General features: G+C 48.9%; 21 protein-coding genes and 2 pseudogenes. 19 read left to right on the top strand and 4 right to left on the bottom strand.

The features are described 5' to 3' along the window. The 12 genes from ABH897_RS00115 to ABH897_RS00060 all read left to right on the top strand — a co-directional run bounded on the left by ABH897_RS00115 (window position 1) and on the right by ABH897_RS00060 (window position 15,567). Window positions 1-1,962, top strand: a complete 1,962-nt coding sequence (locus ABH897_RS00115) for an IucA/IucC family protein (RefSeq protein WP_404590888.1) — start codon at window positions 1-3, stop codon at window positions 1,960-1,962. Next, window positions 1,953-3,842, top strand: a complete 1,890-nt coding sequence (locus ABH897_RS00110; RefSeq protein WP_404519090.1) for an IucA/IucC family protein — start codon at window positions 1,953-1,955, stop codon at window positions 3,840-3,842. Before ABH897_RS00115 ends, ABH897_RS00110 begins: the two co-directional genes overlap by 10 nt. Next, window positions 3,836-4,597, top strand: coding sequence for an HpcH/HpaI aldolase family protein (locus ABH897_RS00105; RefSeq protein ID WP_404590886.1), 762 nt, complete (start codon window positions 3,836-3,838; stop codon window positions 4,595-4,597). Before ABH897_RS00110 ends, ABH897_RS00105 begins: the two co-directional genes overlap by 7 nt. Before the next feature lie 24 nt (window positions 4,598-4,621). Next, window positions 4,622-5,848 carry a type III PLP-dependent enzyme gene (locus tag ABH897_RS00100; RefSeq protein WP_404590884.1) on the top strand — a complete coding sequence of 409 codons (1,227 nt, stop codon included), beginning with the start codon at window positions 4,622-4,624 and terminating at the stop codon, window positions 5,846-5,848. Window positions 5,849-5,988: 140 nt separating this feature from the next. Beyond that, window positions 5,989-8,028 (top strand): IucA/IucC family protein, encoded by a 2,040-nt coding sequence (locus ABH897_RS00095; RefSeq protein ID WP_404590882.1) that lies wholly within the window; start codon window positions 5,989-5,991, stop codon window positions 8,026-8,028. A 106-nt stretch (window positions 8,029-8,134) separates the two neighbouring features. Then, window positions 8,135-9,751: a helix-turn-helix domain-containing protein gene (locus ABH897_RS00090; protein WP_404590880.1), complete on the top strand. Its 1,617-nt coding sequence runs from the start codon at window positions 8,135-8,137 to the stop codon at window positions 9,749-9,751. A gap of 97 nt (window positions 9,752-9,848) precedes the next feature. Continuing rightward, window positions 9,849-10,853: an ABC transporter substrate-binding protein gene (locus ABH897_RS00085; RefSeq protein WP_283655826.1), complete on the top strand. Its 1,005-nt coding sequence runs from the start codon at window positions 9,849-9,851 to the stop codon at window positions 10,851-10,853. 110 nt (window positions 10,854-10,963) lie between these two features. Next, window positions 10,964-11,968 (top strand): FecCD family ABC transporter permease, encoded by a 1,005-nt coding sequence (locus ABH897_RS00080; protein WP_283655827.1) that lies wholly within the window; start codon window positions 10,964-10,966, stop codon window positions 11,966-11,968. After that, window positions 11,965-13,056, top strand: a complete 1,092-nt coding sequence (locus ABH897_RS00075; protein ID WP_404590878.1) for a FecCD family ABC transporter permease — start codon at window positions 11,965-11,967, stop codon at window positions 13,054-13,056. The genes ABH897_RS00080 and ABH897_RS00075 overlap by 4 nt, the downstream gene beginning before the upstream one ends. A gap of 102 nt (window positions 13,057-13,158) precedes the next feature. Further along, window positions 13,159-13,974, top strand: coding sequence for an ABC transporter ATP-binding protein (locus tag ABH897_RS00070; protein ID WP_404519086.1), 816 nt, complete (start codon window positions 13,159-13,161; stop codon window positions 13,972-13,974). Then, window positions 13,946-14,812, top strand: coding sequence for an IucA/IucC family C-terminal-domain containing protein (locus tag ABH897_RS00065; RefSeq protein WP_404519085.1), 867 nt, complete (start codon window positions 13,946-13,948; stop codon window positions 14,810-14,812). Before ABH897_RS00070 ends, ABH897_RS00065 begins: the two co-directional genes overlap by 29 nt. 122 nt (window positions 14,813-14,934) lie before the next feature. Further along, window positions 14,935-15,567 carry an RraA family protein gene (locus ABH897_RS00060; protein ID WP_283655831.1) on the top strand — a complete coding sequence of 211 codons (633 nt, stop codon included), beginning with the start codon at window positions 14,935-14,937 and terminating at the stop codon, window positions 15,565-15,567. Between the two features lie 54 nt (window positions 15,568-15,621). Here the strand turns inward: ABH897_RS00060 and ABH897_RS00055 are convergent. Beyond that, a pseudogene (locus tag ABH897_RS00055) lies at window positions 15,622-15,873 on the bottom strand (YlxR family protein); the annotation flags it as partial. Window positions 15,874-15,978: 105 nt separating this feature from the next. Between ABH897_RS00055 and ABH897_RS00050 the strand changes: the two are divergent. Next, window positions 15,979-16,413 (top strand): AraC family ligand binding domain-containing protein, encoded by a 435-nt coding sequence (locus tag ABH897_RS00050; RefSeq protein ID WP_404590876.1) that lies wholly within the window; start codon window positions 15,979-15,981, stop codon window positions 16,411-16,413. Window positions 16,414-16,423: 10 nt separating this feature from the next. After that, window positions 16,424-16,918 carry a helix-turn-helix transcriptional regulator gene (locus ABH897_RS00045; RefSeq protein ID WP_404580270.1) on the top strand — a complete coding sequence of 165 codons (495 nt, stop codon included), beginning with the start codon at window positions 16,424-16,426 and terminating at the stop codon, window positions 16,916-16,918. A 171-nt stretch (window positions 16,919-17,089) separates the two neighbouring features. Here the strand turns inward: ABH897_RS00045 and hslO are convergent, their stop codons facing one another. Continuing rightward, complete coding sequence (gene hslO / locus ABH897_RS00040) at window positions 17,090-17,971, bottom strand: Hsp33 family molecular chaperone HslO (protein WP_404590874.1); 882 nt, start codon at window positions 17,969-17,971, stop codon at window positions 17,090-17,092. 31 nt (window positions 17,972-18,002) lie between these two features. Then, window positions 18,003-18,485 (bottom strand): Rrf2 family transcriptional regulator, encoded by a 483-nt coding sequence (locus ABH897_RS00035; protein ID WP_283655836.1) that lies wholly within the window; start codon window positions 18,483-18,485, stop codon window positions 18,003-18,005. A 342-nt stretch (window positions 18,486-18,827) separates the two neighbouring features. Here ABH897_RS00035 and ABH897_RS00030 point away from each other — a divergent pair, with 342 nt between their 5' ends. Further along, window positions 18,828-19,841 (top strand): LLM class flavin-dependent oxidoreductase, encoded by a 1,014-nt coding sequence (locus tag ABH897_RS00030; RefSeq protein WP_283655837.1) that lies wholly within the window; start codon window positions 18,828-18,830, stop codon window positions 19,839-19,841. Between the two features lie 166 nt (window positions 19,842-20,007). Here ABH897_RS00030 and ABH897_RS00025 read toward each other — a convergent pair whose 3' ends face one another. Next, window positions 20,008-20,250, bottom strand: a complete 243-nt coding sequence (locus ABH897_RS00025; RefSeq protein WP_404590872.1) for a hypothetical protein — start codon at window positions 20,248-20,250, stop codon at window positions 20,008-20,010. A 95-nt stretch (window positions 20,251-20,345) separates the two neighbouring features. On the opposite strand from ABH897_RS00025, the pseudogene ABH897_RS00020 reads away from it, so the two are divergent. The 4 genes and pseudogenes from ABH897_RS00020 to ABH897_RS00005 all read left to right on the top strand — a co-directional run. After that, window positions 20,346-20,513, top strand: a pseudogene (locus tag ABH897_RS00020) (class II aldolase/adducin family protein); the annotation flags it as partial. 171 nt (window positions 20,514-20,684) lie between these two features. Further along, entirely contained in the window at window positions 20,685-21,413 is a 729-nt protein-coding gene (locus tag ABH897_RS00015) for a glycosyltransferase family 2 protein (RefSeq protein ID WP_283655840.1), read from the top strand. 523 nt (window positions 21,414-21,936) lie between these two features. Then, entirely contained in the window at window positions 21,937-22,290 is a 354-nt protein-coding gene (locus ABH897_RS00010; protein WP_404590870.1) for a hypothetical protein, read from the top strand. A gap of 538 nt (window positions 22,291-22,828) precedes the next feature. After that, window positions 22,829-24,416, top strand: a 1,588-nt coding sequence (locus ABH897_RS00005; RefSeq protein WP_404590868.1) for a BspA family leucine-rich repeat surface protein, incomplete at its 3' end; no start/stop codon positions are given.

The following is a 24,416-nucleotide window of genomic DNA, read 5'->3' as shown; positions in this document are numbered from 1 at the left end:
ATGCTGATACAATCAACGGAGGTTCCCACTATCGCTGGAGAGCTGTCCAAAAGCAGGATCTGGGCGGAGCAAGCGACACTGCGGGCCTTGGTCAACAGCTATCTGCGGGAAACACAACAATTTGACCCGAGAATGAACACGGAAGCATCGGAAATAAGGGTGATTCTGCCCCAAATCGGGCTGAAAATCATGGGAACTCTACACCATTTCTCTGCAACTGGCCAACATATGTATGGGAGTGCTTGGTACGAGGTGGAAGAAGGAGGGACGTACAGGCCCCTGGAGATGGATGGAGTTATACAAAGGCTGCTGGACGAGATGAGCTATCACGCCAAGCCCGAGCAAAGGGAAGCGGAACAGCAAAAGATGAAGCAGCGTATTCGTAACAGCATGCACAAAATGACGCTCTTTATGGATCACCATACGAAGATCACAGGCGAGAGCAAGCCAAAGTCTTCCTCAAGTACAGAAGCCCACCTGACGTATGTACGCTCAGAGCAGTCTTTGCTGATCGGACACCCTTTTCATCCTTTTCCGAAAAGCACGGAAGGATTTGCTGATTATGAGCTTCCGTTATACAGTCCCGAGATGGGCGCGGCGTTTCCGCTGTATTATTTCGCGGTTCATGAGGATAACGTGCAGGAGGAATGGATTGGTGAAGAGCATCGCAGGGATGCCATTGACCCGTCTGTGCGGCTCCATGCTCGGCGTCAATGGGGAGAGGAGCTGGCGCGGTATCGTATTTTGCCGATGCATCCATGGCAGGCCGAGCAGGTGTTGCGTCAATCCTGTATTCAAGGTTTGATACGTCAGCGGGTGTTGATTCCTTTGGGTGCGCTAGGCCCTGTCGTTTATCCGACTTCTTCGATACGAACAGTATGGGATTTGAAAACCGGAAACGGCTATAAGCTACCGCTGCATGTGCGGATTACCAATCTTGTGCGTGACAATACACAGGAGCAGGCTCGGCGTACTTTGGATGCTGCGAAGGTCATTCATGAGCTTTCAGCCGACTGGTCGTCCCATATCCAATCCGAGTCCTTCAAGGTGCTGACAGAAACGGGATACAGCCGCGTATGCTTCCAGCCGAATGAGGATGCGAAATGGACAGAGAGTCCTGAGTTTACTAAGGGTGCAGGGCTTTCACAGGTCACCACCAGTGATGCAAAGTATGACGCAGGACATGAGTATAGCCCGGCGGCAACAGAACGAGGAGCAGCGACGGCTCAAGAGCTGGAGCAGCTGTCTGACCAGTTTACGGTTCTTTATCGTCCGATGGATTTGAACCCTGAATCCACCTATGTACTGGCTTCCTTGCTGGAGCCGTTGCCGGGTGAACAGGAGCCGCGGCTTATTGGAGTAATTCGGGACAATGCCCCGGGCAAAAACGGAAAACGGCCTGACCTGTTAACTTGGCTGGAACGGTATCTGCACGTATCCATGGTGCCCATGCTGCGTTTGCTTGCGGTGAAGGGTATCGCATTCGAGGCCCATGTACAAAATTCGCTTCTGTCCCTACAGGACGGATGGCCGGAATGCTACTATGTACGGGATTTGGAGGGCGTAAGTATTGTGCGTGAACAGGCCGAGGCATCCGGGTGGATCAGTTCATTGATTGCTGAGGACAGTCCCGTATTATACGGTGCAGAAGAGCCGTGGATGCGTACCCGTTATTATTTCTTCGTTAACCATTTGGGGGCATTGATTCATGCCCTTGCGGTTCATGAGCAGCACGGTGAGCAGGAGTATTGGAGGGTGGTTCGCAAGGTGCTGGAGCAATTACGGAAACAAGATGCTGGTTCTTGCCCCCGTCTAGCTGCCTATATCCAGGATTTATTGACCGCACCTACACTGCCTGCCAAAGCCAATTTCACAAGCTGCTTTCAATCCAGAGGGGATGCGCCTTCGTTTATCCCGATCCCTAATCCAATTCATTTTCGTGAGGTGACTTCATGTCTGTAACTAATATTTCGGACCATAATTTTTCTACAAGCAGCCTTTCTACAGCTCCCGCCAGCAACGCTTCGACCACTCAACGCTTTATTCAGGCGCTCCGCTCGGATACCTTTACGCAGGTGGAGCAGCGTATCATCCGGCAACTGATTCAGGCATTGCTGTATGAAGAAATTTTGCCCTATGACACGCATAGCGATTCCTTGAATAACGGCGACCCACATTTTATATTGTTCGGCAAAGACATTACAGGTCGCGCCGTCCAATATCGTTCTGTCGGAAAACGGATGAACAGCTTTGGGCGCATTCGGCTCGTTCCTGTGCCGGTCATACGGGTCGGGACAGACGGAAGCGAGACGACAGCTACGCTGACGGATTTTGCAAATGAGGTCCTCAGTGCCGCACAGCAGGGTGAACGGCTTCAGCGCTTTATCGAGGAATTGGAGCAGACCTTACTAAAGGATGTACAGGCGCAAAGCTCTTTTACCGCGCCATTTCTGGCGGATGACCAGCGTCGATATGATGAACTGGAAGGCAATTTGGGGGATGGACATCCCTACCATCCATGCTACAAATCCAGAATCGGCTTTACGCTGGCAGATAATGAACTGTATGGTCCCGAGTTCAAGCAGCCGCTCCGTCCTGTTTGGCTGGCTATTGCCAAAAGCCATAGCCGGGCAGGGCAGTCGCAGGCGATTGAGTATGAAGCATTTATTCGCCAGGAGCTGGGAGAAAGCGAAGTCGCACGCTTCCAAGCCTTGTTAACCAGCTACGGTCAGCAACCGGAGGCCTTTCGCTTCATGCCTGTCCACCCGTGGCAATGGCAGCAGGTCATTTTGCCCCGGTTTCATCAAGAACTGACGGATCAGCGGATCGTATGGCTCGGTGAAGCGAGCGATGTGTATCAGGCGCAGCAGTCGATCCGCACATTGTCCAACCGGACCACACCGGAGCGCTCGTATGTGAAGCTGTCGCTCAGCATTATGAACACCTCCACCAGCCGGATCATGGCTGGGCATACCGTGCTGAACGGAGCGCTCATCACGGACTGGCTGCATGGGTTGCTGGAACACGATGAATACGCTGCGCAACAGGGATTCTTTGTTTTGCGTGAGGTTTTGGGTATCACGTATGACTATGAGCAGCTTCCCGAATACCGTCAGGCGAAAACCTACGGCTCACTGGGGACGGTTTGGCGGGAAAGCATTCACGGGTATTTGCAGCCGGATGAGGATGCGATTCCTTTTAACGGACTATGTTATGTGCAAAAAAATGGAGTGCCCTTCATTGATCCGTGGATACAGCAATTCGGCGTAGAGGAATGGACACGGCGTGTGCTGGAGGCCACGATATCGCCGATTATTCATATGCTGTATGCGCATGGGATTGGTATGGAATCCCACGGCCAGAATATCATTTTGATCCACCGGAACGGGCAACCGACACGGGTGGCGCTTAAGGATTTTCATGATGGTGTCCGGTTTTCTGTGAACCATCTGACAGAGCCGGAGAAATGCCCCGATCTTCATCCTGAGCCGCCAACTCATGCCCGAATTAACCGCAACTCGTTTATTAAAACGAGTAACCCGGACGATGTACGCGACTTTTCTTACGATGCTTTTTTCTTTATTGCAGCCGCCGAGCTGGCGATGTTCCTGGCCGAACATTATCAACTGGCCGAGCAGCGTTTTTGGGAAATGTCCGCACAGGTCATTCATGATTATCAGCGCCAGCATCCTCAGCATAAGAAGCGATTCCGTCTGTTTGATTTGTTTGCCCCGACCGTACAGATTGAAGAATTGATGAAAAGACGTCTGCTTGGGGATGAGGACCTTCATTTCAAGCCGGGAATGAACCCGCTGTATGTGCACCGGGAGCCGACATGTTGACTGTAAATCGGCTTCAGGAGAAGCTGCGGACAGGACAGGAGGTCGTTGGCCTCATCGCTTCCATTCCGGCGGCGCTTACGGTCGAAATGATCGGACATGCCGGATATGATTTTGTGATCATTGATATGGAGCATGTCATGGTCAATCCCGAGACGGTGGAGCATATGATCCGTGCTGCGGAAGCCGCACAAATCACGCCCTTGGTGCGTGTGCCCGAGGTCGATGCCAAGGAAATATTGCGTGTGCTGGATAGCGGAGCACAGGGAATTGTCGTTCCGCATGTGGAGAGCAGGGAGCAGATGGAGATGCTGGTTCAGGCTGCTAAATACAGCCCGGAGGGCAAGCGAAGCCTGAACAGCGGCAGACCTGCCGCATTTGGCAAAGGAAATCTGGTGGACTACATGAATCAGGCTAATGAACAGATTATGCTGGTGCCGATGATTGAGAGCGGATTGGGTGTGGAACGCATCGCGGATATTTTGTCTGTACCGGGTATGGGCATGGTGCTGGAGGGAGCAGCGGATTTGTCCCAATCGTACGGAGTGCCGTGGCAGACCGATGCAACGATTGTGCAGGAAGGGCTACAGCGCGTCTTTGAAGCTTCACAGCAAGCAGGTATTCCGTACTGTGCCATTCCACGCAGGGACGGGGAATACGGCGCATGGGTAGAACAAGGGGTTCATGCCTTCGTACTGGGTGATGAGCGGGGAATTGCTTTTCGCGCCTTGCAAAAAAGAAGGTCTGACCTACAGTAGCTCTCAACATAAAGGAGGAAGAACATGAGTCAGCTTGTTACAGCATTATCTGGAGGACAGATCGCTCCGTATGTGGAAAAGCTTATCCAGCAAACACGGGAGCGAGAGCAGCAGCCGATATGCGCATATATATATGACCTGGGCGCACTGAGAGAACGGGCACAACGTTGTGTGAGCAGCTTGCCCGACGATTGCAGTTTGTTTTACGCGGTCAAAGCTAATCCCGATCCTCAATTGATCGCCAGCCTGCTTCCCACCGTAAAGGGCTTTGAAGCTGCATCTATTGGAGAGATTCGGACCATTCGCGAAGTGTCAGCCGACGTGCCGATTATTTTTGGAGGTCCGGGGAAAAAGGACTCCGAAATTGAGGAAGCGCTAGAGCGGAAAGTGATGCTGATTCACGCCGAGAGTTTGCATGAGTTGCAGCGTATCGGCTGGATTGCCGAACGCAGACAACAGCGTGTATCTATTTTGCTGCGTATTAATTTGCGGCGTACCTTGCCGGAGGCGAGCATCACGATGTCTGGTCGGCCCACTCAGTTTGGTATCGACGAAATTCAGGTGCCGGAAGCGATCCGACTGGCCCAAAGCCTGCCGTATGTACAATTGGAGGGCTTCCATATGCACTCTCTGTCCAATAATCTGGATGCCCGGCTGCATGCCCGCATGGTCGCTACGTATTTGCAGTGTGTGCAGGGCTGGATTCAGGAGCATGATCTATCCATCCGCTATCTGAACGCGGGCGGCGGCTTCGGCATTTCGTATACCGATCTGGAGCGCAGGTTCGAATGGGATGATTTCATGGAAGAATTGCATCAAGTGTGGGAGGAATACCGCATTCCCGACATCCAGCTCATTTTTGAGTCCGGGCGCTATATGGTGGCGCACTGCGGGTATTATGCGGCAGAAGTGATCGACCTCAAAACGAATCATGACCAGCATTACGCCATTATTCGTGGGGGAACCCATCACTTTCGATTGCCAGTGTCATGGCAGCATAATCAGCCGTTTGAGGTGGTTGCTGTTGACGATTGGCGTTATCCTTTTCCGCGCACAGAGCGGCGACAAACAGCAGTGACCATCGCGGGTGAGCTTTGTACCCCCAAGGATGTGCTGGCCCATGAAGTGTATGTGGAGCATTTGCGAATTGGGGATGTTCTGCTGTTTCATATTGCGGGAGCCTATGGCTGGACGATTTCCCATCATGATTTTCTCAGCCATCCACATCCACATTTTTACTATATAAACTGAAATGAGAGTTACCTATAGCGCCACTACGCAGACGGATGGTGCTTCCCATCGTCCCCAGCCCCTGGATTTCTAAAATAAAGCCGATGATCAGGGTCGAAATCAGTCAAAGCAGCACTAACATTAAGGAGGAATGAATCCATATGAAATACACAACAAGCACGACCCCGGTGCTTTCATCCGAAGAAACAACGCTTTTGCAGAAGAAAAAGCAGGCTGAAAACCATGTCATGCAGGATCTCATCAATACATTGCTGGCGGAAGGATTTTGGGAGCATGCCGATATTGAACTGCTGTCTATTTCGCAATGGCAAAGCTACTATACTACCGTCAATCCTGAATTAGGCGAGCTATTTTCTTTTGCCGATCCTGAAGCTATTGCGGATCCAAAAGGGGAAACCTCTCCAAACGGTCGTTATATAAGCCTTTACCGCTGGTGGGTGGATCGGGAACAGCAGCACAGTCTCATTTTTCCCGTACAAGCTGCAGTGGTTCAACCCTATCGCTATCTACAGTCGAGTGGTGTGTATGAAATTCGGCGGTGGTCAGAGGGTGGCGGGTTTAGTGCAGAATTGCTTCACCCCGTAACGCTGATGCAGCGTGTGATTGAGGGATGCCTGGATGAAGAATACCGTCAACAGGAGGGAGTGGGACGGTTTATCCAGCTACTAGAGCAATCCATTGAACAGACTACATGGTCGCTGGATAGCGGACTGACGGATGAAAATATACTGGAGAAATCGCCCTCAGAGGCTTTTCAACGATTGGAACAGTATTCTTCGCTGCGTGATCGTCCGTTTCACCCCGCATCCAAGGCCAAAACGGGCTTGAACGAGGAGGACTATCGCAAATATATCGCTGAATTTGGGCAAGACATCACGCTGAACTGGGTGGCGCTCCGAAAGGATGCGGTGATGACCGGAGTGGGAATCGCACAAGGGCCTCATTTTACGGACACAGAAACAGTAGCAGATGCAGTCAAATCGGACACACAGCGTCCATACGATGGGCAGCAGCCGGACGACCTTCTTCTGTCCAGCTCCGAGCGTCAGCTAGTAGAGCAGGAGATGCAGGAACGCGGATTAGCTGCGGATTATATTGCAATCCCCGTTCATCCGTGGCAGCTCACGTATATGCTACCCCAGCATTTACATACCGAGCAGGTGGACAAAGTATGGATTCCACTGGAAGTGAAGGCCGGAGCTTTTCAGGCAACCTCGTCTGTGCGCTCCCTGTCTCCCAAGGATGGCGGGCAGAATTATGTCAAGCTGCCGCTGGGCGTGTTTTCATTGGGGGCATCCCGCTATCTCCCTGCGGTAAAGCTGATTAACGGAGATCGCGGACAAGCCATGTTGCAGCAAGCCAAGACGCGTGACCCACAGCTTCAGGAACGCTTATTTTTATGCGATGAAGGCTCCTGGTGGGCCTATATGCCGGAAAATGGCAGCCTGTATGATGATCCACCCCGGCACTTGGCAGCGATGGCGCGGATTTATCCGCACGAATTGATCCATGATCCTGCTGTTCGCCTGATTCCCATGTCTGCGTTGGCCGCAAGTCAGCACCATTTTTTCCAGGAATGGGCGGCTGAGCGCGGACTTCCAGACACGGCAAAATCGGTAAAACAACTGTTCGGTGAAGTGTGCTCGGCATTTTTTGAAATCATGCTGCGCTTGTATCGGATCGGGCTTATGCCTGAAATCCATGGACAAAACTGTGTGCTGGTTTGGAAAAATGGAAAGATCGAGCACATTTTGCTACGTGACCATGACTCGGTACGTCTGCATCTGCCCTGGCTGACAGAGCAGGGAATAGCCGATCCTGAATACCAAATCCGGCCAGGCTATTCCAACAGCCTATATAATGAAACACCGAAGAAATTACTGTTCTACCTGCAAACCCTTGGCATTCAAGTCAATCTGTACGCCATTATAGATACTCTTTCCGATGTTTATGGTATAGACGAGTTCACTTTATGGTCTGTATTAAGGCATCAATTGGAAGAAGCGATTCATCGCGTGCCTTTCAAGGCTGCCGTTCGTCAGGAAATCGAGCATATTTTATTTGAAAAGCCGGACTGGCCACTCAAGCTACTGGTTAAGCCTTTGCTGGAGCAGTCTGGCGTACCCGGCAGCATGCCATCTGGTCAAAGCCGTATACAGAACCCGTTTCATCATTTATAAGCTTGAGCGCAATTCCATTTTGCAAAATCCGACCCAGTCTATATATAATGAAAAGAGTTCTCATAGAATCGAGAATAATTATCGATATATAGAAAGGCTGGGAACCATGAATACGCAGGATCAATCCTTTACTTCATTTCTTTATAAACTGCAAGATATTCAGCATGTGTGCTCTGGTCGCTCTTCCTCCCGGCAAGAAACGTCTTTTCATACCTTGTTATTATTCAATGAAGGCGAAGGGGATATAGTCATTGATGGAATGACGTATCCTCTTTACCGTCAAAAGGGCTTTATGCTCGCTCCCGGCGCAGCCATGAAGCTCCATATGTTGTTCGGCGCTCCAGCGGATTATTACATCATCCGTTTTCTTGCATTACAGCCGTCCGGGGAGCCGGACCGTTACATACCCGCACCAGCGATTGGACCGCATGAATGGATCATTTCCCACTTTCGTTTTGTGATGGATATGGTCGAGGAGATCAAGAGGAAACATCATTGTAATAGCGTGTGGGACCAAATGAAGGCCAACATTGTATTTCAGGAAATGCTGATGTCCTTGTTTCAGCATACGAGCCGTGATCAGAAGCCCGATGTGCAGCAGGCGGTGACGCTGACCCTCCATTATATGGAGCAGCACTATGCTTCCGATATTACGCGGGACAAGTTGGCGGAGCTGGCAGGGATGAGCGCTGATTATTATTCGCGTATGTTCAAAAAATTGATTGGCAAAAGCCCGATGGAATATTTGACGGACATTCGTATCAATCATGCGAAGCAGGCGCTGGTGCTTACCCGTGATTCCTTCCGATCTATTGCTCACGGTGCCGGTTTTAGCGATGAGTTCTATTTTAGCCGCAAATTTAAAGCTGCGACAGGACGCTCCCCCTCAGCCTACGTGAATACAATCCGTTATTCGGATAAAATCGCTTCGCTCAAGCATCTGTTAACCGGACATTTGGTGGCATTGGGCATTGAGCCGTATGCGGCGGTCATCAACAAGGCTTATCCTGTCACCGAGGGCTTCCGCAATACCATTTCGGTGGGTGAGGTTCAGCCCGACCTGGAGAAGCTGATGTCAGCCCGGCCTGATCTGATTTTAACCTGTGAGTTTAGAGATTTTGAGAAGTCGAAAAAGGAAAAAATGTACGAGCAGATTGCTCCCACGGTCACCGTGCCCTTTTTTCAAAACTGGCGCACTCATTTTCAGTCGATTGCCCGTATTGTCGGCAAGGATGCGGAAGCGGTGGAATGGCTGGAACGGTATGAAACGAAGGCTGCGACCATTTCTCGAAAGCTCAGGCAAAAGCTCGGCGGGGAGACGGTGCTAATCGTCGGAGTGGGGAACCAGAAAATGTGTGTGTATGGACAGCGGAATGTGGGAACGGTGCTATACGGGGATTTAAAGCTGGCTATGCCTGCGGGAGTGGAGGATATTGTCCATTACCGTGAGGTGACGGTGGACGATCTGGCTGAATATGATGCGGATCGCATCATACTGACGTGTTTCCGCCATTATGGAAATGCCTGTGAAGAACAAACGATTCAGCAGGAATGTCTGGCACTGTGGCGCTCTCCTGAATGGCAGAAGCTAAAGGCGGTGCAAAGCGGAGCCGTACACCATATGTGTGATAGCCGACACCTGTATACATGCTATACTTCGTTGTCCCACGACCTGTTATTGGACAAAACGGTCACGTTGTTATTGTCTGATTCGTCCAAATAAAGGACGCTAACGTCCATGTTCATCATGGCCCCCCTCCCTATAATTAATAATGAGAATCAATATCATTATTGGCGATCTAAATAGGGGGAATAGAGAAATGCAAGCATCAGGCAAGGGGAGTATATGGATTGCACTCATAGTTGTATTGCTGCTTTTATCAGGCTGTGGCACTGGAGGCGCGGGTAAGAGTGCGGATTCCGGTGGAGCGACTGGAACGGATAAAGGAACGACGGACACGCAGGGAGCGGCTTCAACCGATTCGGTGCGTACCATTGAGCATGTGTTGGGTAAAACCGAGATTAAGGGGACACCCAAGCGGGTCGTAACGCTGTATAACGGAGCCAACGATGTTATGATCGCCTATGGTATAAAGCCTGTGGGGATTGTGGAGTCCCATGGAACGGAGCCCGTGTATGACTATTTAAAAAAGGATCTCGCAGGGATTCCCACGGTCGGGTTGGAAACACAGCCGAGCCTGGAGGAGATTTATAACCTGAAACCGGATGTCATCATTGCAACCCGATTCCGTAACGAGGCGACGTACCAGCAATTATCGGAAATTGCCCCTACCGTGGCCGTCAATGAAGTATATGAGTGGAAGGAAACCGTAAAACTGATCGGACAAGTGTTGAATCAGGAGGATAAAGGAACACAATTACTGGCGGATTGGGATCAGCGTGTAGCGAATTTCAGGACGAAAATGGGTGACCGTCTGCCGATCAAGGCCTCCATTGTTAATTTCCGCGCGGACCATGCACGTATTTATTATATGGGCTATGCCGGGAAAATTCTGAAGGAGTTAGGCTTTACCCGCCCTCCTGCACAAGAAGGGGATCAGTGGGGAGTTAAAGTCAACAGCAAGGAAAGCATACCCGATATGAATGCAGAGACATTGTTCGTATTTAACTCCGGTAAGGATCCGGCTGCGATTGAAAAAAATGTTGAAGCCTGGACCCGTCATCCTCTATGGAAAAACCTTGATGCATACAAGAAAAATAGCATTTTTAAGGTCGACGAAGTGAACTGGAATTTGGCTGGAGGTTATCTGAGCGCGAATCGGATGCTGGATGATCTTTATAAAATGTATGATCTGAAATCATAAACCTACATGACAATAAGAACAACGGAAATATAGCAGAGGGGTGAGGGGTTATATCTCTCATCCTTCTTTTATGTTGTACCAGGCTGTTGGAAGAGTGAGGCTATGCAACGATGCTAACGACAAATTTAAGAAAATGGACTGGACTTGGTGTATGCCTGATTTTGTTGACAGGAGCTTTATTTCTTGGCCTACTGATGGGTAGAACGCTAATTAATCCAAATTTTATGATTTCTTCCTTATTTCATTATGATGCTCAAAATGTAGAGCATGTGCTGATACATACCGAACGTTTGCCGCGCACGGTCATTGCTGCTGTTGTAGGCGCGAGCTTGGCGATGGCAGGAGCCTTCATGCAGGCACTTACCCGCAACCCGTTGGCTTCACCCAGTACGTTCGGTATCAATGCGGGTGCTTTGTTCTTCGTCTCTATCGCAGCGGTCGCGTTTTCGGTCGAGTCCATGATGTCTCTGATGAGTTTTGCCTTGATCGGCGCAGGACTGGCGGCTATTCTGGTGTACGTCATCGGATCATTAGGCAGGGATGGTTTGACGCCAGTCAAGATTGTATTGTCCGGCTCTGCCATTCACGCTTTGTTTATGTCGATGATCCAAATTATTTTGGTGATGAATGAAACGGGAATGCAAAATGTGTTGTTCTGGATGGCAGGCTCTGTCAGCGGACGTTCGCTGGAGATGCTACAGCCTTTATTTCCTTTTATGCTAGCGGCTGGGATCTCGGCGATGTTTATGGGGAGAGCAGTGAATCTGCTCGTGACCGGGGAAGATGTAGCGAAGGGCTTGGGGCAAAATATCTTATGGGTAAAATGCGCGATGGGCCTGATTATTGTGGTGCTGGCTGGATGCTCTGTTGCTATTGCGGGGGCGATTGGCTTTGTCGGTCTGATCATTCCGCATGTGGCGCGTGCTTTGGTTGGTGCGGATTACCGCTGGATTACCCCTTTTTCGGCGGTACTGGGTGCTTTGCTATTGGTGTCGGCGGATACCGCAGCCAGAGTACTGATTTCGCCGCAGGAAATTCCGATTGGCGTCATTACAGCTTTGATAGGGGTTCCCTTTTTCGTCTACATTGCCCGTAAAGGGGTGGCGTGGAAATGAAGCGCGTGAATTTGAATCATGGGACTGGCAGAGACGGCATGAATGCGAAGCATTATGTGACGCTGCGCAGCAGGAGCGGCAGGTTTCATATCCAACTGGAAAAGAAAGCACTATGGATGATGTGTGGACTGGCTTTGGCGCTACTGATCATTGGCGTGATTAGTGTAGGCTGGGGAGATACGTATGTGCACCCTTGGGAAGTGCTTCGAGCGATATGGGGGCGTGGCTCAGGCGATTATGATTTTATTCTGTACAGGCTGCGGTTTCCGCGAGCGCTTACGGGAGTGCTGGTTGGTGCGGCTCTGGGCATTGCGGGAGCGGTGCTTCAGGGCATTATCCGTAATCCGCTGGCATCCCCGGACATTCTCGGGATTACAGGCGGAGCATCCGTAGCGGCAGTTACGTTCATTGCTTATGGGGGAGCTGTTTTGAGCATTCAATGGCTGCCTGTGGCGGCTGTCGCTGGAGCGCTGGTCGTATCGCTGCTTGTGTATATATTGGCCTGGAAGGATGGTGTGACACCAATCCGACTGGTGCTGGTGGGGATAGGTTTGGCTTCTGCTATGAGCTCGATTACGACGCTGATGCTGGTCATGAGCTCGTCCTTTACAGCCGGCAAGGCTTATATTTGGCTGACGGGCAGCGTGTATGGAGCATCGTGGAATAACGTATATACCATGCTGATCGCTGTTGTGATCTGCACACCTTTGGTTCTCTATTTTTCACGCAGCCTCAACACACAGGAGTTGGGGGATGATGTGGCTACCGGCTTGGGAGTGGAGGTGCAGCGGCATCGTGTGATGTTACTGCTGCTCAGTGTGATTCTTGCTGGAACTGCCGTAGCAGTTGCGGGAGCGATTGGTTTTGTGGGTTTAATCGCACCGCATATTGCGCGCAGATTGGTAGGCCGCTCTATGGGTAGCCTGACGCTGGTATCAGCATTGGTAGGGGGATTGCTGGTGTATCTCGCCGACTTGCTGGCCCGTACGGCTTTTTATCCGATTGATATTCCCGCAGGCATTTTTACAGCAGGGGTGGGCGCACCGTTTTTCCTGTATTTGCTGCTCCAGCGCCGAAATCGGCATTAAAGCCGAGCTGGAATTTTTTTGAACACTTATGGGTGTTTTTCTTTTTTTAATGGAATATAGAAGATCTTAAGTTCGCAGTTTATAAAAGGGGAGGGAAGCTGCATGGGTTTAGAGGTAAAGGACCTGATGATTAACTACGGGACAGATCCGGTTATTCAAGAGCTGGACCTGCAAATTCCGGAGGGAAAGATAACGGTACTAGTAGGCAGCAATGGGTGTGGAAAATCGACGATTTTGCGTGCCATGGCGCGGCTATTGAAGCCTGCGGCGGGAGCTGTGCTGCTGGATGGACAGGCCATTGCCCAGTTACCCTCCAAGCAAATTGCCAAAAGGCTATCCATTTTGCCGCAGGGACCGTCAGCGCCGGAAGGACTGACAGTGTATCAGTTGGTCAAGCAGGGCAGATATCCACATCAGAGCTGGCTGAAGCAGTGGTCGGCAGAGGATGAAGCACAGGTACAAAACGCGCTGCAAGCGACGCAATTGGAGGCTTTTGCGGATCGTCCGGTAGATTCCTTATCTGGCGGGCAGCGCCAGCGTGCGTGGATTTCCATGACTTTGGCGCAGGGGACGGATATGATCCTGCTGGATGAGCCGACGACCTATTTGGACATGACGCATCAAATTGAGATTTTGGACCTGCTGTTTGATTTGAATGAACGAGAAGGGCGGACCATTGTCATGGTGCTGCATGATCTGAATCTGGCTTGTCGCTATGCGCACCATATGGTTGCGGTATACGATAAACGTATTTATGCGCAGGGAAAGCCGGAAGAAATCATGACCGCAGAGACGGTGGAAAAGGTATTCCAACTGCGCTGCCAAGTCATTCCTGATCCCTTGTACGGAACACCGATGTTTATTCCTCATGGAAAGGGGAGGAAAATGGGTGCTGTACGCCAAAGGATCTTCGTTTGAGCCTGACGAATGGTCGTATCTGACGGAAAAATTGCGAATAAGCAGCCGTGGTGAACAAGCTCCAAACGGACGGTATGATCTACCTGCGGTCGATTTGCTGGATGCAACTCAATGCGCCATGTATCTGGATCGGCTGGCAGGGCTGCATGATTTTTCTGCACGCAGGGTAACGGCCTCTGTTTTGGCGAAGCGGTACGGTTTTTTGATCGTGTCCCCGGCTCTGTATGCCATGTCGGTATATAACAAGATGCTGGAAGTCAAGATTGCTGATTGTGCAATTCAATCTGCTTTTGTCAAGGATACCTGGCTTCCAAGGTTGCATTTGAACAGACTGCTGGTTACGGAATGTGACAGCGGAAAGAAGGGTGAGGATGGGGGAGACATCGGTCTGGAGCAGCGCCATGCTTGGCGTGATCACGTCATCCGGTATGTATTTGCAGAGCATTTGGCCCTGGTGTGGCGATCTGTGTCTGCTGTTGCTTCCATTCCGAGGACGGTATTATGGGAAAACACCGCTATCTATGTCTATGCGCTATATGAAAACCGTATCCGGCAGGAGCTAAAAAGCGGGGATCGGTTGCGGACAGAAGAGGATTTTAAATATTTGACCTGTGAAGCTCCGGCTCACTTGTTTGGTGAACGGCAAAATCCACTGGCCCGGTATTTTGGTTCTCCCCGTTCAGAGAGAGCGGCGGTACCTGTAACGGCATCGGTATCCGCCACGCCCACTGCGGTGGTGAAAGCTGTACGTGTTCGCAAAACCTGCTGCTATTTTTATCAGATGAAGGAAAAGGGCAGCTATTGCCCTACCTGTCCGAAGATACATTGTACGAGCTAAGTATGAGCTACGATGTTTGGGCTATAGTGAGCTGAAAATTTTGCCTAAGCGCCATTCCGCCTGCTTTGATTCCTAGATGTATAGTGTGAGTTTTGGTTAGATCACGAAAGGAGCTGGTTTGTATGTTTCGGATTCAACCTCGGGTTCAGGGGGTAACGACGGACCTGCTGGAGCTTTATCAGCATGTTAGTGCTTCTACCCTTGGGCATTTCACGGATTTTGGATGTATGCAGGGAGCACAGCCGTTGTTCCGTCCCATTCGTTTGTTGGGGAATGCAGTTACGGTCAGGCTTCCCCATCTGGACTCCACCGCTGTGCGTCATGCACTGGAATTGGCACAAGCGGGTGATGTCCTTGTCGTCGATATGTCCGGTGACGATGCCAGAGCCTGTTGGGGAGAATTCAGAGCCTATGTAGCGATGAAAAAACAACTTGCTGGTGTGATTGTTTCCGGTTGTGTCACAGATGTCGGTATCTTGAACCAGCTGCAATTTCCCGTCTTTTCCAAAGGAATTAGCGCCTTGACTACACGTACACTAGAACTGGAGGGAGAGGTGAATACCTCGATTAGCCTATTTGGGGTCAGCGTACATCCAGGTGATCTCATTTTGGGTGATGACGATGGTGTATTTGTAGTGAAGCCGGAGGAAGCGTGGGAATTGGGGGGAAAAGCTGTGGAAAAACAGCGCAAGGAGGAGCTTACGCGCCAGCAGTTTGGATACGATCAGCTTTTGAATGCCCGGCTGGAAAAGTAGACATTGCACGCGCGTCAGGTGTCCGATATAGTGTGGATAAAGATTTTACCATCCTTATACGCGTGCGTCACCCTCGTTGCAGCATAGTGGACATGATCCATCCTGCCACACTGGATGCTGCTCCAGTGAAGAATAGGTTTCATCGGTGATGTGAACTTGTAAGGCGTTGTCCAGCACCTTTGTTTTTCGAGCTTTATGCAAGCAGTCTGCGTAAGCGCCGACACAAGCGCCACGTCCTGCTTGTTTACCTGTCAGATCCATTTGGATACCCTGATCCTGAGTACGTACAATCCGCACAAGCTCCTTTTTAGGAGCATTTTTTTACATACAACGCATTGACGCAGAGGGGCTTTTTTTGTTTTATTGTCAATCTCATCGCATGACATCTGGGAGAGAGCAGGAGGGAAAACGATGAACCACCAGCAATTGGATGAATTTCTCAGAAGCCTGGATGCTGTAGAGGAAATACAGATTCGCACCGGGAAAAATGTGAACGATTTAGAACCCCTAGGGTTTCATATTACCGAAAGCGAAATAGGACATGAGATTCTTCGAATGCAGGGCAAATATTTTTTTGATAGCGGTTCCATTTATATGAGTAAGCACCATCGTTTTGCGGACATGCCCTTACACAATCATGATTTTATTGAAATGAATTATATGTATTCCGGGCAATGCAGACAGGTTATTGACGGCAGGGAAATTAGGCTGGAGCAGGGGCAGATATGTATTTTGGATACGAATGTTCCGCACAGCATTTACGCGCTTGGGGAAAATGATATTTTGGTTAATTTGATTATGAAAATGGAAGCGTTCTCAACCACTTTTTTTTGGACGGTTCAGTAATACGGGTATTGTGGCTGATTTTCTGGCTAACGCGGTATCCCGGGACAGACGACACAACCGTTATATTTTATTTCATTCCCAGCAGATGCTAAGTCATTATGTGCCTTTGCTGCTTACCGAGCTGATGCGGGTGTATCAGCTGGATATGAATTTTGAGCTGGATCATAAGCCGGGTAAAGCGAGCATTATTGATATTTTGCAATACATTGAGCAGCATTATCGGGATTGCACGCTACCCCAATTGGGGGCGGCGTTTAGTTTTAACGCTAATTATCTGGGGGATTTGCTTAAAGAGCAGACAGGCAAAACCTTTCGGGAGCTTGTCCAAACCCAACGGATGCTGCACGCGGAGACGCTACTTCGCCATACGAACCACAGCATCAGCGAAATAGCGTACGAGGTGGGATACGAAAGCCAGGGCTTTTTTTATCGGAAATTTAAGGAATACTCAGGCTATACGCCCAGTCAGTACCGCGAGTGTCAGGGGCGGGTGAATGAAGTTTGAGATTGACAACAAGGTTCGAATAAAAGGAAAAGAGCTGTCCCTTAGTAGCTAAAACTACCTTGGGGACAGCTCTTATTTAGGAGATTTTGCTTAGCAAGGATTAGTCTCTTCCTTGGTTAGTACCAGCACTGCGAAGCAAGGCACCGATGTTGCAGGATAGACTTGTTGCAATTATGAAGTAGCCATTTCTAGCATGCCTTCAAGATCTTTTTTGGTCAGATGGTAATGCTCGTTGCAAAAATGGCAATGTGCTTCGGCCTGTCCATCGGTATGGATCATATCTGCGATTTCCTCACTACCTAAGCTGATAATGGCATTAGAAACTCGTTCCTCAGAGCAGGGGCAATGGAATTGCACAGGCATGGTTTCCAATACTTTAATATTGTCTTCTCCCAAAATCTGTCCAAGTATCTGCTCCGGCGTCAGTCCTTGCATGACCATAGAGGAAATACTCGGAATGGCCTCAAGGCGTCTCTCAATAAAACTGATTACCTCTTCCTGCGTACCCGGCATTAGCTGAATAATAAATCCGCCAGCCGCCTGAATGGAGTTGTCAGGATTGACAATCACCCCGGCTCCAACAGAAGAAGGAATTTGTTCGGATTGGACCAGATATGAGGTGAAGTCCTCACCCAGCTCACCTGATATAAGAGGGACTTGTCCGACAAAAGGCTGCTTTAATCCGATATCCTTGGATACAATCAGCGCTCCATCTGTTCCAACTGCTCTGGCGACGTCTAATTTCCCTATATGATTAAGGTCGAAATGGGTTTGCGGATTTTTTACATAACCTCTAACTTCCCCTTTGGCATTGGTATCGACAAGAATAGTGCCAATGGGGCCGCCACCATTAATCCTGATCGTGAGTTTATCCTCATCTTTAAGCATGGCCCCGAACATGACGCCGACCGTCATGGAGCGTCCCAATGCAGCCGATGCCGTGGGCCAGGTATGATGACGCCGTTGTGCTTCACTTACCGTCCCCGTCGTTCTGACGGCGTAAGCCCGGACCTGGTTATTGTAGGCAAGAGCTTTTACTAAATAATCGTTCATGTTCATGATCCTTTCTGCGATTTCAAATTCTTTACAAAACCCTTTTTTCCTGAATCCAGTTCTCCAAAGAAGTAATTTTGGCAGCATAACCCGCTTTATAAAAGTCAGCGGATAATGATGAGATGGTTTCCCTTTTCAGAACTGCCTTCCAGGACGTTTCCGCCTCTTCCATCAAATTTGTCAGCAGGCAACACTGATCTTCTTCCTTTAATTCAAGCATATCGTTGTAAATACCGCTGGAAGAATAGAGTGTCTGTTGTCCTTCGATCGCAAGATAAATATCAAATACCCGAATATCCTCAGGTTTTTTCTTTAATTTAAACCCGCCTTTGACCCCGGGAACAGAAGTAATCAAATCAGAGCTGACCAATTTTCGCAACAGCTTATGAAAATAAGTGGGCGAAGCACCTAATTGTTGGCTGATGGCCTCTCCTGGCAAAACCGCTTTGTCTGGCAGCATCGCGAGTAGCAGGAGGGCGTAGACAGATTGTTCGACGCCTGTTTTCATATGCATTAGCATCACCTCTATACATTCAAAATCTGTAATCAGTCTAATGTGGATAATGATTATCCATATAAGTAAATGATAGAGGAGCTTTTCGTAAAAGTAAACTATTTCTCAAAAAAATTAAAAATTTAATTCATTTGCAATTCATAACGGGACACATTATTATATTTGACATATCAATTGATATATCAAATAATTAAAGCGGTGAGGGGAATCGTAAAACGATACTCTGACAGTGCAGCTATTTTACTGATTATATGTGATGGTGAAGGAAATGGGACAGGCGTTTACTTCATCAGTGATATAGCATTTCACCAGCGATACAAATACAGGGAGGTTCATTGAAAAATGACTATTCGGAACGTTGCACTATCTATACTAGACCTTGCACCCGTCATTGAAGGCGGCACTCCTGCCGATTCCTTCCGCGATACCGTTGCTCTTGCCCAGCATGCCGAGCAATGGGGGTATCATCGGTACTGGCTGGCGGAGCATCATAACATGCAGGCGGTGGCCAGCGCGGCTACTTCACTGGTTATCGGGCACGTAGCTGCGCATACCAACAAGATTCGGGTAGGCTCAGGCGGCATCATGCTGGCCAATCATGCTCCGCTCATGATTGCAGAGCAGTTCGGAACGTTAGAGTCACTGTATCCGGGACGGATTGATCTGGGACTGGGTAGGGCTCCAGGCACAGATCAGCCTGCCATGAGGGCGCTACGGCGAGGGCTGCACAGCACTGGTGAAGATTTCCCGGAGCAATTAAATGAGCTGCGTTCCTATTTCAATTCAGCGCTAAAAGGGGGAGTTCCGGGTGTACGGGCGGTTCCGGGAGAAGGGCTGGATATACCGATCTGGCTGCTGGGATCAAGCGGATTCAGCGCACAGCTGGCAGGTCAGCTCGGGTTGCCGTTCGCGTTTGCCAGTCACTTTGCCCCGGCTCATTTGCTACACGCTCTGGAGCTGTATCATCGCAATTTCCGTCCATCGAAGGCACTGGATAAGCCGTATGTGATGGTCGGCGTCAATGTGGTTGTTGCAGATTCTGATGAGGAAGCACAGTGGCTTTTCACTTCACAAGAACAACAATTTCTCAATGTGATACGCGGGCAGAGCGGGAAACTAAAGCCACCAGTTGATGACATGGAGAAGCTCTGGAGTGAGCAGGAGAGGGAGGCGGTTCGCGGCAATATGTTGGGGTATTCTGCAATCGGTAGCCCTGATACGGTCAAGCAAAAGCTTGATTTTATAATGAATCAGACGAGAGCCAATGAGCTGATTACAACTTCTCATATATATGATCATCAAGCGCGCCTGCGGTCGTATGAGCTGCTTGCCCAAGTGATGCGAACAGACGAGTAGTTAATCAAATAGTAAGGCCGTGCCGAAAAAGGTTCTCACAACCCGATTTTGGCACGGTCTTATTGCATTTTAAAGCGTATACTTACGAATCAAATAGGTTGGGGTGCAGCTCCACGCGTGACAGTAGCTGTTGATTAAATAACTGCCGTAGGGAGAAAAGGCTTTATTATGGGGATCGTACAATTCCAAAGAACGTGTCCGCTCCATCTCGTAGCATACCTCCCCAGTAGGACTTGAGATGTTTTACGGCTCCGTCCCGGGTTTGTCCGGCCCACGAAATTTGGCGGTTGGGACCGCTGACGAAGAAGCCTTGCATTTCATCCCATAGTTGGGCCAGTGTTGCGGTCGTAACGTCCTCCAACCGCTGGTTCAGGAACGGAAGCTTGTCAGGATCAACCTGTTTAGCCAATCGAATAGCCCGTTTTAACGTGTAAACAAGTATGGCTTGAGAAGGGGTTGCTTATCCAACTGCTCATGCCAGTCGATAAAAGACCACCATTCGTCGGTATGCGGTGGGAGGTGATGATTGCCCAAGGTGTACTCGATCATCCGCAAGCAGAATTGGTATTGATGGAAAAGCATGGTCTGGTTACGTGGGGAGAAACATCCGAGGCAGCCTATGTGAAAACAATTATTGATATTTTGCAATACATTGAGCAGCATTATCGGGATTGCACGCTACCCCAATTGGGGACGGCATTTAATTTTAATGCTAATTATCATCTCTCACATACTCGCTTAACGAAAAGCTCGTCTTCCACGACTTGAACCCTACAAATATAAATTGCATATATTATCAAGCAAGTCGATCCATAAGCTTTGAGTGTGAAAGGGGAAGAGCACGTGATAATACATGTATATGCTTTATGCTGGAATGAAGAAAAAATGCTCCCGTTTTTTTTTAAGCACTATGATAATATAGCGGATCAATACTATATTTTCGATAATGCCTCAACTGATAATTCTGTATCCATGTTAAAGGAAAATCCCAAAGTTGTTATAGATAGATTCGAAATAGAAGGTAATTCTCTCGTGAAATCAGCACAAGATAAATTCAATCAATTTTGGAAAGGAAGCAGAGGCAAGGCAGACTGGGTTATTGTGTGTGACGCAGATGAACATTTCTATCACCCTAACCTTAGAACATATCTGCAAGAATGCACCTCTAAAGGGATAACATTGATTGTCCCTGATGGTTATGAGATGGTTTCTGATTTTTTTCCGAGTAGCCATCAGCCATTACATGAAACGGTAAGGAATGGTGTAAGAAGTCAAACGTACGATAAGCCTCAAATATTTAATCCAAATGCGATTCAAGAAATAAATTTCAGTCCTGGCAGGCATACTGCTTCACCTACAGGGGACGTCATAAAGCCATCCAATAATGATATTTTATTATTACACTATAAATACTTGGGATTTGACTATCTAAATTCACGTTTCTCGGCTTTAAAACAAGGACTGCGAGAAGGGGATACAGCAAATAGATGGGGATTTCATTATTTATGGGATGAGAAGCAAAGGTTGGAACAATTTGAGAAATTAAAAAATAAATCTGCTAGAGTGTTGTAGCATGAACTGTTGGTGCAAGTGGCATTTGTAAAAAAACTATTATAACTTCACTGTTTCTGTGTAAACGTGATTGCAAGAGAATGGAGTTTATTTGAAATTGATCTACAAGGATAAAGGCGCCTTTTTTTCTGGGGTGCCTTTTTTCCTTTTTATGGTTGGGAATGGTATTGATGAATCAGCTTTAATAAGTTACCTAAAGCTCGGTCACTACCTTTAATATCCTCAGAATTTAATAAGGCTTGATTGAATGGATTGAATGAGTAAATATCTATTTTAATTTTAATAGGCAAACAAACAGTCATGTGTAACAAATTATTAATATGATAGATGTAGCTACAGTAATCCCTATTCTGTTCTATATAGATTGAACTGTAAAATAATATAGTGGATTTAAATCTAAATAATCCCATGTTTAGGATCGAATCCAACTACTATAAATTTTTCGAGTTCAATATATATAGTATTTTTTATATGTTTATATGGATTTGTAGTTAATAAATGGTAAAGGGGGGACATCAACTTAATGGCAGTATTATCAACTGGACCTATTGAGAATAGTCCTGTTAGTGGGGCCAGGCCGATCCAACAGGTTACCGTAAAAATAATTAACCAGGATTTAGTCAATTCTTCAACTATTTTAATTCAGGGATACTTTTTAAACAATTTACGAACATTGTATGTGCTAGAAGAAGTAGTGTTAGCTCCCAATGCAGTTACTACGAAAAATTATGTAGCGAACTTCGACGCATATGAATTTGTTTTTACCACAAGCGGTCCTGCAGAAGAAAGTACTGATATTTCAGTTTGGGGAAGAAACGGGAGTGGTGAAATCATTGATGCTCAGCGCATTGTTGCGGATGAGCAACTAGATTCTTGAAACACAACATATGTACAGAGATAGAACCACAATCGTAACAAATGGTTGAGACATAAAATAGAGGGAACAGGATCTTGAGAAAGATCTCATTGTTCACAAAAAAGCTTGATTTTACTAGAAAGGAGGGAGTATCCAATGGTAGTATTATCTACTGGACCTATTGCAAACGATCCTGTTCTAGGAGTCAGACCCACCCAACTGGTCACAGTAAAAATAGATAACCGAGATTCTGTAAATTCTTCTATCGTTTTGATCGAGGGTTTTATTTTAAACGGTAGCAGAACATTATATGTACAACAATTAGTGGTAGTGGGACCAAATGCGGTTATAACGAGGAATTTCTTTGCAAATGTAGACGCATTTGAATTCGTTTTTACCACTAGCGGACCAGCAGAGAATGAAACTCAAATTTCTGTTTGGGGTAAAGATGCATTGGGGCAATTAGTACCTGCCCATCGGTTAGTATCTGACGAACTTTTAGGAACCGATCGAGGAATCCAAGGACCTCAAGGAGTTCAGGGAGCCCAAGGCGACCAAGGTGACCAAGGACCTCAGGGAGTTCAGGGCGATCAGGGACCTCAAGGAGTTCAGGGAGTTCAAGGCGACGAAGGACCTCAAGGAGTTCAAGGTGACCAAGGACCTCAAGGAGTTCAAGGATCCCAAGGTGATCAAGGACCTCAGGGAGTTCAAGGATCTCAAGGCGATCAAGGACCTCAGGGAGTTCAAGGCGTACAAGGTGATCAAGGACCTCAGGGAGTTCAGGGAGCCCAAGGAGACCAAGGACCTCAGGGTGTTCAAGGCGACCAAGGTGACCAAGGACCTCAAGGAGTCCAAGGCGACCAAGGTGACCAAGGACCTCAAGGAGTTCAAGGAGCGCAAGGTGACCAAGGACCTCAAGGAGTTCAGGGAGCCCAAGGTGACCAAGGACCTCAAGGCGTTCAGGGAGCGCAAGGTGACCAAGGACCTCAAGGTGATCAAGGACCTCAGGGAGTTCAAGGAGACCAAGGCGATCAAGGACCACAGGGAGTTCAAGGCGTACAAGGTGATCAAGGACCTCAGGGAGTTCAGGGAGCCCAAGGAGACCAAGGACCTCAGGGTGTTCAAGGCGACCAAGGTGACCAAGGACCTCAAGGAGTCCAAGGCGACCAAGGTGACCAAGGACCTCAAGGAGTTCAAGGAGCGCAAGGTGACCAAGGCCCTCAAGGAGTTCAGGGAGCCCAAGGTGACCAAGGACCTCAAGGCGTTCAGGGAGCGCAAGGTGACCAAGGACCTCAAGGTGATCAAGGACCTCAGGGAGTTCAAGGAGACCAAGGCGATCAAGGACCACAGGGAGTTCAAGGCGTACAAGGTGATCAAGGACCTCAGGGTGTTCAAGGAGACCAAGGCGACCAAGGACCTCAGGGTGTTCAAGGCGTACAAGGTGACCAAGGACCACAGGGTGTTCAAGGCGTACAAGGTGACCAAGGACCTCAAGGAGTTCAGGGAGCCCAAGGTGACCAAGGACCACAGGGAGTTCAAGGCGACCAAGGACCTCAAGGACCTCAAGGAGTTCAAGGTGACCAAGGACCTCAGGGCGTTCAAGGATCCCAAGGTGATCAAGGACCTCAAGGAGTTCAAGGCGTACAAGGTGACCAAGGACCTCAAGGTGTTCAAGGAGTCCAAGGAGCCCAAGGACCTCAAGGTGTTCAGGGAGCCCAAGGTGGCCAAGGACCTCAGGGCGTTCAAGGAGCCCAAGGTGGCCAAGGACCTCAGGGCGTTCAAGGAGCCCAAGGTGACCAAGGACCTCAGGGAGTTCAAGGAGTTCAAGGAGTTCAAGGCGACCAGGGACCTCAAGGTGCGCAAGGAGACCAAGGACCACAAGGAGTTCAAGGCGTACAAGGAGACCAAGGACCTCAGGGTGTTCAAGGAGCCCAAGGCGACCAGGGACCACAGGGTGTTCAAGGAGCACAAGGCGACCAGGGACCACAGGGTGTTCAAGGAGCACAAGGCGACCAAGGACCTCAAGGAGTTCAAGGTGACCAAGGACCTCAGGGAGTTCAGGGAGTTCAGGGAGCCCAAGGCGACCAAGGACCTCAGGGAGTTCAAGGAGTTCAAGGCGACCAGGGACCTCAAGGTGCGCAAGGAGA

Source organism: Paenibacillus sp. RC73, assembly GCF_044908085.1.
Taxonomy (GTDB): domain Bacteria; phylum Bacillota; class Bacilli; order Paenibacillales; family Paenibacillaceae; genus Paenibacillus; species Paenibacillus terrae_A.
Note: the sequence above shows the minus strand (reverse complement) of the source record. Positions and strands in the feature narration are given on the sequence as shown.

Bases quoted from the DNA above. Each gene is read 5' to 3' on its own strand.
- ABH897_RS00115 (WP_404590888.1), top strand. From the start codon at position 1: ATGCTGATACAATCAACGGAGGTTCCCACTATCGCTGGAGAGCTGTCC.
- ABH897_RS00110 (WP_404519090.1), top strand. From the start codon at position 1,953: ATGTCTGTAACTAATATTTCGGACCATAATTTTTCTACAAGCAGCCTT.
- ABH897_RS00105 (WP_404590886.1), top strand. From the start codon at position 3,836: ATGTTGACTGTAAATCGGCTTCAGGAGAAGCTGCGGACAGGACAGGAG.
- ABH897_RS00100 (WP_404590884.1), top strand. From the start codon at position 4,622: ATGAGTCAGCTTGTTACAGCATTATCTGGAGGACAGATCGCTCCGTAT.
- ABH897_RS00095 (WP_404590882.1), top strand. From the start codon at position 5,989: ATGAAATACACAACAAGCACGACCCCGGTGCTTTCATCCGAAGAAACA.
- ABH897_RS00090 (WP_404590880.1), top strand. From the start codon at position 8,135: ATGAATACGCAGGATCAATCCTTTACTTCATTTCTTTATAAACTGCAA.
- ABH897_RS00085 (WP_283655826.1), top strand. From the start codon at position 9,849: ATGCAAGCATCAGGCAAGGGGAGTATATGGATTGCACTCATAGTTGTA.
- ABH897_RS00080 (WP_283655827.1), top strand. From the start codon at position 10,964: ATGCTAACGACAAATTTAAGAAAATGGACTGGACTTGGTGTATGCCTG.
- ABH897_RS00075 (WP_404590878.1), top strand. From the start codon at position 11,965: ATGAAGCGCGTGAATTTGAATCATGGGACTGGCAGAGACGGCATGAAT.
- ABH897_RS00070 (WP_404519086.1), top strand. From the start codon at position 13,159: ATGGGTTTAGAGGTAAAGGACCTGATGATTAACTACGGGACAGATCCG.
- ABH897_RS00060 (WP_283655831.1), top strand. From the start codon at position 14,935: ATGTTTCGGATTCAACCTCGGGTTCAGGGGGTAACGACGGACCTGCTG.
- ABH897_RS00050 (WP_404590876.1), top strand. From the start codon at position 15,979: ATGAACCACCAGCAATTGGATGAATTTCTCAGAAGCCTGGATGCTGTA.
- hslO (WP_404590874.1), bottom strand. From the start codon at position 17,971: ATGAACGATTATTTAGTAAAAGCTCTTGCCTACAATAACCAGGTCCGG.
- ABH897_RS00035 (WP_283655836.1), bottom strand. From the start codon at position 18,485: ATGCATATGAAAACAGGCGTCGAACAATCTGTCTACGCCCTCCTGCTA.
- ABH897_RS00030 (WP_283655837.1), top strand. From the start codon at position 18,828: ATGACTATTCGGAACGTTGCACTATCTATACTAGACCTTGCACCCGTC.
- ABH897_RS00010 (WP_404590870.1), top strand. From the start codon at position 21,937: ATGGCAGTATTATCAACTGGACCTATTGAGAATAGTCCTGTTAGTGGG.